This window comes from Actinomadura sp. 6N118, from assembly GCF_044326415.1.
Classification (GTDB): domain Bacteria; phylum Actinomycetota; class Actinomycetes; order Streptosporangiales; family Streptosporangiaceae; genus Spirillospora.
Genome location: NZ_JBIRAZ010000030.1, coordinates 83,347 through 96,546, shown reverse-complemented (window position 1 = coordinate 96,546; position 13,200 = coordinate 83,347). Strand labels below are relative to the sequence as shown.

The 13,200-nt window shown below is 68.6% G+C and carries 11 protein-coding genes; all 11 read left to right on the top strand.

Annotation, left to right across the window (positions count from 1 at the left end; all coding sequences use genetic code 11):
* Positions 1 to 95: 95 nt before the first annotated feature.
* The 11 genes from ACH34W_RS48505 to ACH34W_RS48455 are packed head-to-tail and all read left to right on the top strand — an operon-like array spanning position 96 to position 12,554.
* Entirely contained in the window at positions 96 to 1,604 is a 1,509-nt protein-coding gene (locus ACH34W_RS48505) for a sugar ABC transporter ATP-binding protein (RefSeq protein ID WP_395968044.1), read from the top strand.
* Entirely contained in the window at positions 1,601 to 2,686 is a 1,086-nt protein-coding gene (locus ACH34W_RS48500) for an ABC transporter permease (RefSeq protein ID WP_395968043.1), read from the top strand. Before ACH34W_RS48505 ends, ACH34W_RS48500 begins: the two co-directional genes overlap by 4 nt.
* A gap of 37 nt (positions 2,687 to 2,723) precedes the next feature.
* The gene (locus ACH34W_RS48495) at positions 2,724 to 3,719 is read left to right on the top strand and encodes an ABC transporter permease (RefSeq protein ID WP_395968042.1); all 996 of its coding nucleotides are present in this window, start codon (positions 2,724 to 2,726) and stop codon (positions 3,717 to 3,719) included.
* Positions 3,719 to 4,780, top strand: a complete 1,062-nt coding sequence (rhaS, locus tag ACH34W_RS48490) for a rhamnose ABC transporter substrate-binding protein (RefSeq protein WP_395968041.1) — start codon at positions 3,719 to 3,721, stop codon at positions 4,778 to 4,780. Before ACH34W_RS48495 ends, rhaS begins: the two co-directional genes overlap by 1 nt.
* Positions 4,781 to 4,804: 24 nt before the next feature.
* Positions 4,805 to 5,125 (top strand): L-rhamnose mutarotase, encoded by a 321-nt coding sequence (locus ACH34W_RS48485; RefSeq protein ID WP_395968040.1) that lies wholly within the window; start codon positions 4,805 to 4,807, stop codon positions 5,123 to 5,125.
* Positions 5,126 to 5,151: 26 nt separating this feature from the next.
* Positions 5,152 to 6,327, top strand: coding sequence for an L-rhamnose isomerase (gene rhaI / locus ACH34W_RS48480; RefSeq protein WP_395968039.1), 1,176 nt, complete (start codon positions 5,152 to 5,154; stop codon positions 6,325 to 6,327).
* Positions 6,328 to 6,333: 6 nt separating this feature from the next.
* Entirely contained in the window at positions 6,334 to 8,364 is a 2,031-nt protein-coding gene (locus ACH34W_RS48475) for a bifunctional aldolase/short-chain dehydrogenase (RefSeq protein ID WP_395968038.1), read from the top strand.
* Positions 8,364 to 9,092 carry a (Fe-S)-binding protein gene (locus tag ACH34W_RS48470; protein ID WP_395968037.1) on the top strand — a complete coding sequence of 243 codons (729 nt, stop codon included), beginning with the start codon at positions 8,364 to 8,366 and terminating at the stop codon, positions 9,090 to 9,092. Before ACH34W_RS48475 ends, ACH34W_RS48470 begins: the two co-directional genes overlap by 1 nt.
* Before the next feature lie 23 nt (positions 9,093 to 9,115).
* Complete coding sequence (locus ACH34W_RS48465; RefSeq protein ID WP_395968036.1) at positions 9,116 to 10,498, top strand: lactate utilization protein B; 1,383 nt, start codon at positions 9,116 to 9,118, stop codon at positions 10,496 to 10,498.
* Positions 10,495 to 11,118, top strand: a complete 624-nt coding sequence (locus ACH34W_RS48460; RefSeq protein ID WP_395968035.1) for a lactate utilization protein C — start codon at positions 10,495 to 10,497, stop codon at positions 11,116 to 11,118. The genes ACH34W_RS48465 and ACH34W_RS48460 overlap by 4 nt, the downstream gene beginning before the upstream one ends.
* Entirely contained in the window at positions 11,115 to 12,554 is a 1,440-nt protein-coding gene (locus ACH34W_RS48455) for a rhamnulokinase family protein (protein ID WP_395968034.1), read from the top strand. Before ACH34W_RS48460 ends, ACH34W_RS48455 begins: the two co-directional genes overlap by 4 nt.
* Positions 12,555 to 13,200 lie beyond the last annotated feature (646 nt).

The window sequence follows — 13,200 nt, the reverse complement described above, 5'->3', positions numbered from 1 at the left end:
ACTGGTGTCCCAGCTCACATCTACTGTCCACACCACATTCGGAATTAAAACGATTTTTACCTAAGGGACCCAGAGATGAGACCAGGAGGCCGCAGGTGAGCGATCCGACGCCCGTGCTGGCGCTTGCCGACGTGAGCAAGTCGTTCGGCGCGGTCAAGGCTCTGCGCGGGGTCCGCCTGAGCCTGTTCGCGGGGGAGATCCACGCACTGGCCGGGGAGAACGGGGCGGGCAAGTCCACGCTGGTGAAGACCTTCGCCGGTGTGCACCGCCCCGACGACGGCCAAGTCCTGCTGAACGGCGAACCGGTGGTCTTCCACAGCCCGGCCGACGCCCAGCACGCCGGGCTCGCGGTGATCTACCAGGAGCCCACGCTGTTCCCCGACCTCACGGTCGCGGAGAACATCTTCATGGGCCGCCAGCCACGCGGCGCGTTCGGCCGGCTCGACCGGGGCGCGATGAACGCCGCCGCCGAGGAGCTCTTCGCCCGGCTCGGGGTGGTGCTGGATCCGGCCGGGCCCGCGCGCGGCCTGTCGATCGCCGACCAGCAGGTCGTCGAGATCGCCAAGGCGATCTCCCGCGACGCCAAGATCCTGATCATGGACGAGCCGACGGCGGCGCTGACCGGACGCGAGGTCGATCGCCTGTTCACCGTGGCCCGAACGCTGGCGTCCCAGGGCTGTGCGCTGCTGTTCATCTCGCACCGGCTGGAGGAGATCTTCTCGCTCTGCGAGCGCGTGACGATCCTGCGGGACGGCGCCTGGATCGCCACCGAGACCGTGTCCGACCTCACCGAGGACGACCTCGTCCAGCGCATGGTCGGCCGCGAGCTGACCGAGCTCTACCCGAAGGTGGCGGTCGACCCGGGCGAGGTCGCCCTGGAGGTGTCCCGGCTGACCCGCGAGGGCGTCTTCACCGACGTCTCGTTCAACGTGCGGCGGGGCGAGATCGTCGCGCTCGCCGGGCTGGTCGGCGCGGGCCGGTCCGAGGTCGCCCGGGCGATCTTCGGCGTCGACCGCTGGGACGCCGGGTCAGTGGCGGTCGAGGGCAAGCCGCTGCGCACGGGGTCACCGACGACCGCGATGGCCGCCGGTGTCGCGCTGGTGCCCGAGGACCGGCGGCAGCAGGGCCTGGTGATGGAGCTGTCGATCGAGCGCAACATGGCGGTCACCGGGATGAAGCGGCTGCGGCGCGGCCCGATCATCCGTGGTTCGGCCGAACGCGCCCTCGCCACCGACTGGGCCACGCGCCTCCAGCTCAAGTACTCCCGCCTGTCGGACGCCGTGGGCGTCCTGTCCGGCGGCAACCAGCAGAAGGTCGTCCTCGGCAAGTGGCTGTCGACCGGCCCGAAGGTGCTCATCGTCGACGAACCGACCCGGGGCATCGACGTCGGGACCAAGGCGGAGGTCCATCGCCTGCTGTCGAACCTGGCCGCCGAGGGCCTGGCCGTTCTGATGATCTCGTCCGACCTGCCCGAGGTGCTCGGCATGGCCGACCGGATCCTCGTCATGCACGAGGGACGGCTGACCGCCGAGATCGCCCGGGCCGACGCCACCGAGGAGAAGGTCATGGCCGCCGCCACCGGACGCGGGGAGGCCGCAGCGTGAACGCCACGCACGTGAACGTCGCGCGCATGAACGGCACCCTGGAACGCCTGGGCCGGATCCGCGAGCTCGGCATCGTCGGCGCGACGGTCCTGCTGTTCGTCGTCACCGGGCTGGCCAACTCCGGGTTTCTCTCGTTCGACAGCTTCCGCGACATCCTGCTCAACGCCTCGATCATCGGACTGCTGGCCATCGGCCAGGCCATGGTGATCATCACCCGGAACGTGGACCTGTCGGTCAGCTCGATCACGGGACTGTCCGCGTTCATGGCGGGTGTGCTGCTGGCCGACCACAAGGGCCTGCCGGTGATCGTGGTGGCCATCGCGTGCATCGCGCTCGGCGCGGTATGGGGTGTCGTCAACGGTGCCCTGGTCGCCTATTTCCGGATCCCGGCGCTCGTGGCGACGCTCGGCACGCTGTACGTGATCCGCGGTGTCGACTACTGGTTCGCCGGTGGCCGCCAGGTCAACGCGGCCGACATGCCCTCGGGCTTCCTGTCCCTCGGCACCGCGAAGATCCTCGGGATGCCGGTGCTGCCGCTGATCACCCTGGCGGTGCTGGCCGCCGTCGGCTGGGGGCTTGCGAACCTCCGGTCGGGCCGTGAGCTGTACGCGATCGGCTCGAATCCCGACGCGGCGGTCCTGGCCGGCGTTCCGGTCACCCGGCGCCTGCTGACGGTGTTCGTGCTGAACGGGGCGATCGCGGGACTCGCCGGAGTGTTGTGGGCGGCGCGGTTCGGCACGCTCGACGCCACCGTGGCCACCGGCAAGGAACTCGACGTGGTCGCCGCGGCCGTCGTCGGCGGCGTGGCGATCTCCGGTGGCGTCGGCAGCGCATGGGGCGCGGCGCTCGGCGCGCTGCTGCTGACCTCGATCAGCAGCGCCCTGGCCGTGCTGAAGGTCGACTCGCTCGCCCAGTACGCCATCAACGGCGCGCTGCTGCTCGCCGCGATCGTCCTGGACCGGCTGCTCGCGCTGCGGCTCGCCGCACGGTTGCGCAAGAAGAGCCGTGAACGGTCCGTCGAGACCACCCCCGATGGCCGCGGCGGCGGCCCGATGAACACGGTCGCGGAGGCAACCCGATGAACGTCGACACCGCCCCGATGGTCGCGGAGGTGACCCGATGAACGATGTGAAGAACAGGCTGATGTCGTGGGAGAGCGCGCTGCTGGTGCTGCTGATCGGCTCCTGGTCGGTCGCCTCCCTCACCGTGGAGGGCTTCGCCGGCACGTCGAACATGTCGTTCCTCCTGCTGGACGTCTCGGAGATCGCACTCATGGCGATCCCGCTGACCCTCGTCGTCATCACCGGTGAGATCGACCTGTCCGTGGCCTCGACACTCGGCCTGACCAGCGCGATCATCGGCACGCTCTGGGACGCGGGCCTCACCCTCGAGTCGATCTTCGCGATCGCGCTCGTCGTCGGCGCCGTCTGCGGCCTGGTCAACGGGCTGCTGGTGACCCGGCTCGGGCTCCCCTCGCTGGCCGTCACGATCGGCACCCTTGCCCTGTACCGAGGACTGGCGTACGTGGTGCTCGGGGACAAGGCCGTGGCCGACTTCCCGCAGGCCTACACCGGCTGGGCGACCGGCTCCATCGGCCCGATCCCCAAGCCGATCCTGCTGGTCGCTGTCCTCGCCGTGATCGCCGGGGTGATCCTGCACGCGACCCCGCTCGGCCGGTCGGTCTTCGCGCTCGGCTACAACCAGGAGGCGGCCTACTTCGCCGGGATCCGGGTGAAGCGCATCAAGCTCTGGCTGTTCGTCGCGTCCGGCGTGTTCGCCTCCCTGGCCGGGATCGTCTACACCTTGCGCTACTCCAGCGCCCGCGCCGACAACGGCACCGGCCTGGAACTGGCCGTCGTCGCGGCCGTCCTGCTCGGCGGGGTGTCGTTCTTCGGCGGCCGGGGCACGCTCCCGGGCGTCCTCACCGGCGTCCTGGTGTTCGGCGTGCTGCGCAACGCGCTCATCCTCGCCGACGTGTCGAACGAGGTCCTCAACTTCGTGACCGGCCTCCTGCTCATCTCCTCCGTACTCGCTCCCAACCTCGCCACGCTCGTCCGGAATCGCAAGTCCCGGACGGTCACACCACCACCCCTCATGGAAGGAACGTCCGTCTGATGTCACTTTTGCCAAAGCTCACGGCACTGGCCGTGGCGAGCGTGCTGCTCACCGCCTGCGGCGGAACCACGAAGGACGACGCGAAGACCGAGGCTCCGGCGGCGGGCGGCGGCGCCAGCGCCAACCCCAACGCGCCGCTCAAGTCCGGGCTGAAGATCGCCTTCCTGCCGAAGCAGATCAACAACCCCTACTTCACGATCGCCAACAAGGGCGGCGCCGACGCCGTCTCGGCGTTCAAGGGCGAGAGCAAGGAGGTCGGCCCGTCCGACGCCAGCGCCTCCAGCCAGGTGTCCTACATCAACACCCTGACCCAGCAGAAGCAGGACGTCATCGTCATCTCCGCCAACGACTCCAACGCGGTCGTCCCGGCGCTCAAGAACGCACGTAACGCGGGCATCAAGGTCGTCACCTACGACTCCGACGCCGCCGTCGCGGGCCGTGACGTCTTCATCAACCAGGCCAGCGCCGAGGACATCGGCCGCACCGAGGTCCAGCTGCTCGCCAAGCAGATCGGCAACAAGGGCAAGATCGCGGTCCTGTCGGCGACGCCGAACGCCACGAACCAGAACACCTGGATCGAGTTCATGAAGGACGAGCTCAAGAAGCCCGAGTACAAGGACATCCAGCTCGTCAAGGTCGCCTACGGCAACGACGACGACCAGAAGTCGTTCACCGAGACCCAGGGCCTGCTCAAGTCCTACCCGGACCTCAAGGGCATCATCTCGCCGACCACCGTCGGCATCGCCGCCGCGGCCCGGTACCTGTCCGGCTCGCCGTACAAGGGCAAGGTCGCGCTGACCGGCCTCGGCACGCCCAACCAGATGCGCAAGTTCGTCAAGGACGGCACGGTCAAGGAGTTCGAGCTCTGGAACCCCGCCGACCTCGGCTTCCTGGCCGCGTACGCGGGCGGCGCGCTCGCCTCCGGGCAGATCACCGGCAAGGAGGGCGAGACGTTCGAGGCCGGCAAGCTCGGCAAGAAGACGATCGGCAAGGACGGAGTCGTCATCCTCGGCCCGCCCACCGTCTTCAACACCGGGAACATCGACCAGTTCGACTTCTAGAGGTTCTAGAGGCCGATGGCTCCCATGCGACGGGTTTGTTTTCTCCTGAAGGTCCGCCAAGACCGGCTTGAGGAATACCGAAGGGCTCACGAGCGCGTCTGGCCCGAGATGCTGGACGCGCTCCGTGAGACCGGTTGGCGCAACTACTCCCTCTTCCTGCGCGAGGACGGCCTGCTCGTCGGCTATCTCGAGACCGACGACTTCGCCGCCGCGCTCGCCGGGATGGCCGCCACCGACGTCAACGCCCGCTGGCAGAACGAGATGGCTCCCTACTTCGAGGACCTGGACGGCACCGCTCCCGACACCGGGATGGTGCCGCTCACCGAGGTCTTCCACCTTGACTAGAAGCGCTGATTCGGGGATGAGAGACGATGACTGACAGCACCCCCCCGCCGGGCGGCATCGCCGGCCTGGACGATTTGATGATCGAGACGCCCTCGTGGGCGTATGGCAACTCCGGCACGCGTTTCAAGGTCTTCGCGCAGCGGGGGGTGCCCCGCGACCCGTACGAGAAGATCGCTGACGCGGCTCAGGTGCATGCGTTCACCGGCGCCGCCCCGACCGTCGCTCTGCACATCCCCTGGGACAAGGTCGACGACTACGCGGCGCTCGCGGAGTACGCGCGCTCGCTCGGGGTCGGCCTCGGGGCGATCAACGCGAACGTCTTCCAGGACGACGACTACATGCTCGGCTCGGTCACCAACCCCGACCCCGGCGTGCGGCGCAAGGCGATCGACCACCTGCTCGAGTGCGTCGACATCATGGACGCCACCGGGTCGCGCGACCTGAAGTTGTGGTTCTCGGACGGGACGAACTATCCGGGCCAGGACGACATCCGCACCCGCCAGGACCGTCTGGCGGACGCCCTTGCCGAGGTGTACGAGCGGCTCGGCCAGCACCAGCGGATGTTGCTGGAGTACAAGCTCTTCGAGCCGAGCTTCTACACGATGGACGTGCCGGACTGGGGCACCTCGTTCGCGCACTGCGTCGCCCTCGGCCCCAAGGCGGTCGTCTGCGTCGACACCGGCCACCACGCGCCGGGCACCAACATCGAGTTCATCGTCGCGATGTTGCTGCGCGCGGGGAAGCTCGGGGCGTTCGACTTCAACTCCCGCTTCTACGCCGACGACGACCTGATGGTCGGCTCGGCCGACCCGTTCCAGCTGTTCCGGATCATGCACGAGGTCGTCCGCGGCGGCGGGCTCGACCCGGCGACCGCGGTGGCCTTCATGCTGGACCAGTGCCACAACATCGAGCCGAAGATCCAGGGCCAGATCCGCTCGGTGATGAACGTCCAGGAGGCCACGGCCAAGGCGCTGCTCGTCGACGCCCCCGCGCTGAAGGCAGCGCAGGACACGGGCGACGTGCTGGGCGCCAACGCCGTGCTCATGGACGCCTACAACACCGATGTCCGCCCGCTGCTCGCGCAATGGCGCGAGGACAAGGGGCTGTCGGCCGACCCGATCGCCGCGTACAAGGCGTCGGGCTACTTCGAGAAGATCGTCGCCGAACGCGTCGGCGGCACCCAGGCCGGATGGGGGGCCTGAACGACCATGAGCATCGTCGAAGAACTCCTGAACCGCAGCCACACGCTCGGATCGGACCCGCGCAACACCAACTACGCCGGAGGGAACACCTCCGCCAAGGGCGCCGAGACCGACCCGGTCACCGGCGAGCCCGTGGAGCTGATGTGGGTCAAGGGCTCGGGCGGTGACCTCGGCACGCTGACCGCCGCGGGCCTGGCCGTGCTGCGGCTGGACCGGCTGCGCGCCCTCGTGGACGTCTACCCCGGGGTGGACCGCGAGGACGAGATGGTCGCGGCCTTCGACTTCTGCGCGCACGGGAAGGGCGGCGCGGCACCGTCGATCGACACCGCCATGCACGGTCTGGTCGAGGCGGAGCACGTGGACCACCTCCACCCCGACAGCGGCATCGCGATCGCGACGGCGGCCGACGGCGCGGCGCTCACTCAGGCGATCTTCGGGGACCGGGTCGCGTGGGTGCCGTGGCGGCGCCCGGGCTTCCAACTGGGGCTGGACATCGCGAAGATCAAGGCGGAGAACCCGCAGGCGATCGGCGTGATCCTGGGCGGCCACGGCATCACCGCCTGGGGTGAGACCTCGGCCGAGTGCCAGGCCAACTCCCTGGAGATCATCCGCACGGCCGAGACGTACCTGGTTGAGCACGGACGTCCCGACCCGTTCGGGCCGGTGCGTTCTGGCTACGAACCGCTGCCGGAGGCCGAACGGCACGCCCGGGCGGCCGAGTTGTTCCCGCTGCTGCGCGGGATGGCGTCCACGGACCGGCCCCAGGTCGGGCACTACACCGACAGCGACGTCGTGCTGGAGTTCCTCTCCCGCGACGAGCACCCGCGACTGGCCGCGCTCGGCACGTCCTGCCCAGACCACTTCCTGCGTACGAAGGTCGCGCCGCTCGTCCTCGACCTGCCTGCGAACGCACCGCTCGACCAGGTCAAGGAGAGGCTGGGCGAGCTGCACGCCGCCTACCGGGTGGAATACGAGGCCTACTACCAGCGCCACGCCACCCCCGACTCGCCCGCGATGCGCGGCGCCGACCCCGCGATCGTGCTGGTGCCGGGCGTGGGGATGTTCTCGTTCGGCGCGAACAAGCAGACCGCCCGCGTGGCCGGCGAGTTCTACGTGAACGCGATCAACGTGATGCGCGGCGCCGAGTCGGTCTCGTCCTACCGGCCCATCGACGAGGCCGAGAAGTTCCGCATCGAATACTGGTCGCTGGAGGAGGCCAAGCTCCAGCGCATGCCGAAGCCCAAGCCGCTCGCGACACGCGTCGCGTTCGTGACCGGCGGCGGATCGGGCATCGGCGCGGCCACCACCCGGCGGCTCGCAGCCGAGGGCGCCTGCGTGGTCGTCGCCGACCGCGACCTCACGTCGGCGGAGAAGGTCGCGGCCGAGCTCGGCGGGACCGACGTGGCGATCGCGGTGGCAGCCGACGTGACCAGCGAGGACGACATCCGCTCGGGCCTGGCCGCCGCCGTCCTGGCCTTCGGCGGGGTGGACCTGGTGGTCAACAACGCCGGCCTCTCCCTGTCGAAACCCCTCCTCGAGACCACCATCGCTGACTGGGACCTCCAGCACGACGTCATGGCCCGCGGCTCGTTCCTGGTGTCCCGGGAGACCGCCAAGATCATGATCGACCAGGCCATGGGCGGCGACATCGTCTACATCTCGTCCAAGAACGCGGTCTTCGCAGGCCCCAACAACGTGGCCTACAGCGCCGCCAAGGCCGACCAGGCCCACCAGGTCCGCCTGCTCGCCGCCGAGCTCGGTGAACACGGCGTCCGCGTCAACGGCATCAACCCGGACGGCGTCGTCCGCGGCTCGGGCATCTTCGCGTCCGGCTGGGGCGCCAACCGTGCGGCGGTCTACGGCGTCGAGGAGGAGAAGCTGGGCGAGTTCTACGCCCAACGGACGCTCCTCAAGCGCGAGGTGCTCCCAGAGCACGTGGCCAACGCGGTCTTCGCGCTCACCGGCGGCGACCTCACGCACACCACCGGCCTCCACGTCCCAGTCGACGCCGGAGTCGCGGCGGCGTTCCTCCGCTGATGAAGATCGCACTCTTCGTCACCTGTGTGAACGACACGCTCTTCCCGGAAACGGGCAAGGCTGTCGTCACCATCCTGGAACGCCTAGGGCACGAGGTGGACTTCCCGCTAGCCCAAACATGCTGCGGCCAGATGCACCTCAACAGCGGCTACCCCCACCACGCACTCCCCCTGGTGGAAGCGTTCACGACAACCTTCGAAGGCTACGACGCCATCGTCGTTCCATCAGGCTCCTGCGCCGCGATGGTCCGTGACTGGCACAGCACTGTCGCCCACGAGGCCGGACGACCAAAGCTGGGCAAACGCGCGGAGTCGCTCGCCCCACGCGTTCACGAGCTCTCCGAACTCCTCGTCGACGTCCTAGGCGTCACCGACGTGGGCGCGGTCTTCCCGCATCGGGTCACCTACCACCCGACCTGCCACGGCCTGCGGATGCTGAAGCTCGGCGACCGGCCACAACAGCTGCTCAGGGAGGTCGACGGCCTAGAGCTGGTCGACCTCCCCGACGCAACCGAATGTTGCGGCTTCGGCGGCACGTTCGCCCTGAAGAACGCCGACGTGTCGGCGGCCATGTGCGCTGACAAGGTCGCCGCCGTCAAGCAGACCCGAGCCGAGGTGCTCTGCGCCGTGGACAACTCCTGCCTCATGCACATAGGCGGCACGCTCACCCGCCAACGCAGCGGCGTCCGCGTCATGCACCTGGCCGAAATCCTGGCGAGCACAACATGACCGCCCCAGGCGACGCGGGGAGGATGCCTACTTATGTCGGGCTGCCCTCGTTCCCGAAGGCGGCTCGCGAGGCGGTCGCCGACACCAGGCTGCGGGCCAACCTCGCCCACGCCACCGGGACGATCCGGGAGCGGCGGGAGCGGGCCGTCGCCGAGCTGCCCGACTGGGCGGAGCTGCGGGAGTCGGCTCGGCAGATCAAGGATCACACGCTGCGGCATCTCGACCACTACCTGCGGATGCTGGAGGAGAAGGTCACCGCGGCCGGTGGGACGGTGCACTGGGCGCGTGATGCCGACGAGGCCAACGCCATCGTCGCCCGGCTGGTCGAGGAGACCGGCGAGCGGGAGGTGGTCAAGGTCAAGTCCATGGCCACGCAGGAGATCGGGCTGAACGAGGCGCTCGCCGAGCGTGGCATCACCGCGTACGAGACCGACCTCGCCGAGCTCATCGTCCAGCTCGGCGACGACCGGCCGTCGCACATCCTCGTCCCCGCCATCCACAAAAACCGGGCCGAGATCCGCGAGATCTTCCAGCGGACAATGCCGTCGGCACCGGCCGACCTCACCGATGAGCCCGCTGCGCTGGCCGAGGCCGCGAGGCGGCATCTGCGGGCCAAGTTCCTATCGGCCAAGGTCGCAGTCTCAGGCGCGAACTTCGCGATCGCCGAGACCGGCACCGTCCTGGTGGTCGAGTCGGAGGGCAACGGCCGCATGTGCCTGACGCTTCCGGACACTCTCATCACCGTCATGGGCATCGAGAAGCTCCTGCCGACCGCCCGCGATCTCGAGGTCTTCCTGCAGGTACTCCCCCGCTCCTCGACTGCGGAACGGATGAATCCCTACACCTCGGCCTGGACCGGGGTGCATGCCGGAGACGGGCCGTCGGCGTTCCATCTCGTGCTGCTCGACAACGGGCGGACCGCCATCAACGCCGATCCCGTGGGACGCGAGGCATTGCGTTGCATCCGCTGCTCGGCCTGCCTCAACGTATGTCCCGTCTACGCGCGCGCAGGCGGGCACGCCTATGGCTCGCCCTATCCCGGGCCCATCGGCGCGATCCTGTCACCCCAGATCAGGGGCATCGGGTCTGACGTCGATGCCTCACTTCCCTTCGCGTCGTCTCTGTGCGGAGCGTGTTATGAGGTGTGCCCCGTCGCCATCGACATTCCTCGAATCCTCGTCCACCTGCGGGCCCGGGCACCCAAGAAGGCGCCCGAGCGGCTGGCGATGAGCGCCGCCGCTTGGAGCCTGCGTACTTCCAAGCGGCTGGCCGCCGTACAGCAAGCCGCTATCCGGGGGCGGCGGTTCGCCCGTCACGTCCGGGTGCCCAGGGCCTGGGCGGATACGCGTGACCTGCCCGTCCCGCCCGCCCAGTCGTTCCGCCAATGGTGGAAGGAAGGCCGTTGACCAGCGCACGCCAAGCCATCCTGGACCGGCTCCGCAGTTCCGGCGCAGACGATCCCGCAGCCGACTCCGGCGTTGGCGATCCGGCAGCCGAGTACGACCAGATCACTCGCGGCTACCTGATCCGCCATCACGAGCATGACCTCCGCGAGCTGCTGGCCGAACGGCTCGCCGACTACCGCGCCATCGTCCACGACGCGCCGGTCGGCGAACTCCCCGAGGCCCTGCTCAACGCGCTACGCGAAGGACCGTACGTGATACCGCCCGACCTCCCGGCCGAGTGGATGACCGGACTCGCGGACCGCATGGTCACCGAGCCGTACGACCTGGAGGCCGTCGCCGGCGTGATCACCGGCTGCGCTGTCGCGATCGCCGAGACCGGAACGATCGTGCTGGACCACGGGCCCCGTCAGGGACGCCGGGCACTCACCCTCGTTCCCGACCATCACCTGGTCGTCGTCACGCCCGACCAGATCGCCGCCGACGTCCCGGAAGCCCTGGCACGCCTCGACCTGACGCGTCCCTTGACGTTCATCTCGGGGCCCTCGGCCACCAGTGACATCGAACTGTCCCGGGTCGAGGGAGTCCACGGCCCCCGCACGCTGGAGGTATTCCTCAGATGACCACGTTCGCCGCGGTTGATCTCGGCGCGTCCAGTGGGCGCGTCATCACGGCGGACGTCGGGCCTGACCGGCTCGACATCACCGAGGTGCACCGCTTCGCCAACCGGCCGGTCCACGTCAACGGGACCTTGCACTGGGACGTGCTGGGCCTGTACCGCGACATCGTCGACGGGCTCACACGCATCGAGTCCGACCGCCTGGCTTCGGTCGGCATCGACTCATGGGCCGTCGACTACGGGCTCGTCGACGAGGATGGCCGGCTGCTCGGCAACCCCGTCCACTACCGCGACGGCCGTACCGCCGCGGTGATCGACAAGGTGCACGCGCGCATATCCGCTGAGCGGCTCTACCAGATCAATGGTTTGCAGTTTCTCCCGTTCAACACCCTCTATCAGTTGGCGGCCGAGCCGTTCCTGGCCCGGGCGGACACCTTCCTGCTGATTCCTGATCTGATCTCCTTCTGGCTCACCGGTGAACGGGGGGCGGAATGGACCAACGCCTCCACCACCGGGCTCTGGCAAGCCCGTACTGGAGGCTGGTCGGATGAGCTCATCGGCGCTCTCGGCCTCCCGCGCAAGATCTTCCCGGAGCTGCGACTGCCGGGTAGCCCCGCGGGGAGGCTGCTGGATCTCGGCCGACTCACGGGCACCCCCGTGACAGCCGTCGCTTCCCATGACACCGCGTCGGCGATCGCCGCGATCCCCGTCACCGACCAGAAGTTCGCCTACATCTCGTGTGGCACCTGGTCGCTGGCCGGAGTCGAGGTCGACGCACCGATTTTGAGTGAGGAAGGACGAGCCGCCAACTTCACCAATGAGGCTGGTGTCGACGGCACCGTCCGGTATTTGCGCAACATCATGGGGCTCTGGCTGCTCACCGAATCACTGCGTACCTGGAACCTTGGTGCTTCCGATCTACCTGCCCTTCTCGATCGCGCAGCTGAGGTGGCGGCCTTGCGCTGCGTCATCGATCCCAACGATCCGTCGTTCGTGTCACCGGGCGACATCCCCGCCCGTATCGCGTCCTACTGCGAGCGCACCGACCAGCCGGTACCGCACACCCGCGCCGAATATGTCCGCTGCATCCTGGACAGCCTCGCCCTCGGTCACCGGACCGTGATCCACCAGGCGGCAGAGCTGTCCGGGCACGAGGTCGAGGTCGTCCACCTCGTCGGCGGGGGGTCCCACAACCCCCTCCTCTGCCAGCTCACCGCCGATGCCCTCGGTCTGCCCGTCATCGCCGGGCCTGCCGAAGCCACCGCATTGGGCAACATCGGTGTGCAGGCACGGGCGGCCGGGCTGATCGGAGACCTCAGCGATCTGCGCGCGCTCATGGCCCGAACACAGCCCCTGCGTCGCTACGAGCCCACCGGCTCGCTGACGCCGTGGGAGAACGCGGCGCAAACCCTGGCCAGCAGGACGAACGAATTGGCATAAGACTCCTGTTTCCCGGCGCCACGAATTCGGGGCGTAGAGGACGTCCCGACCCGGGGCACCTGTAGGTCGGCCCTGACAAAAGACACCCTTGAATGGAGCCGCCCAACGGTGGGTTCACACCGCCTGCGGGGCGGCTATCCATTCAGCAGGAAGAGCGCAGGCAAGCCGCTCTCCCGCCGGAGGAGGGCATCGATTCGGGCCCTGAACGGCGACCCGATGATCCTTACCAGTCGGTAAGTAATGTGTGTCTGACATTCGGCTGGAGGGCACCGATCACGACGGCCCGGTGGCGGCCGGGCGTTCGGGGTGGATGCCTGCTACCAGCGGCCCATGTGTCCACACGCACTGTGTCCACACGCACTCCGCGGCCGCGTCATCGACCTGCTGTCTGGCGGGGGCGGAGTGGAGTTCGAGAAGCGTGGAACCGTGCCGGGCCAGTGACGCATTGGGGCACGAGGCCAAGGCGACGTCGGCGCTCTGCTGATCAAGGGGGCGTGGGCGTCTGTGATCTCCTCCGGGGAGCTGCGACAGGGCTTTGCATGTCCGGGTGGGTTGTTGATGTTCTTGCCCTGGAAGCATACCTCTTCTTGTGGCTCTCTGTAGCTTGTTCGCTACCGAACGCCATTCTTGGTTCATCTCGAACGTC

Coding starts and splice junctions, on each gene's coding strand:
- ACH34W_RS48475 (WP_395968038.1), top strand. CDS start 6,334: ATGAGCATCGTCGAAGAACTCCTGAACCGCAGCCACACGCTCGGATCG.
- rhaS (WP_395968041.1), top strand. CDS start 3,719: ATGTCACTTTTGCCAAAGCTCACGGCACTGGCCGTGGCGAGCGTGCTG.
- rhaI (WP_395968039.1), top strand. CDS start 5,152: ATGACTGACAGCACCCCCCCGCCGGGCGGCATCGCCGGCCTGGACGAT.
- ACH34W_RS48465 (WP_395968036.1), top strand. CDS start 9,116: ATGCCTACTTATGTCGGGCTGCCCTCGTTCCCGAAGGCGGCTCGCGAG.
- ACH34W_RS48495 (WP_395968042.1), top strand. CDS start 2,724: ATGAACGATGTGAAGAACAGGCTGATGTCGTGGGAGAGCGCGCTGCTG.
- ACH34W_RS48485 (WP_395968040.1), top strand. CDS start 4,805: ATGCGACGGGTTTGTTTTCTCCTGAAGGTCCGCCAAGACCGGCTTGAG.
- ACH34W_RS48455 (WP_395968034.1), top strand. CDS start 11,115: ATGACCACGTTCGCCGCGGTTGATCTCGGCGCGTCCAGTGGGCGCGTC.
- ACH34W_RS48470 (WP_395968037.1), top strand. CDS start 8,364: ATGAAGATCGCACTCTTCGTCACCTGTGTGAACGACACGCTCTTCCCG.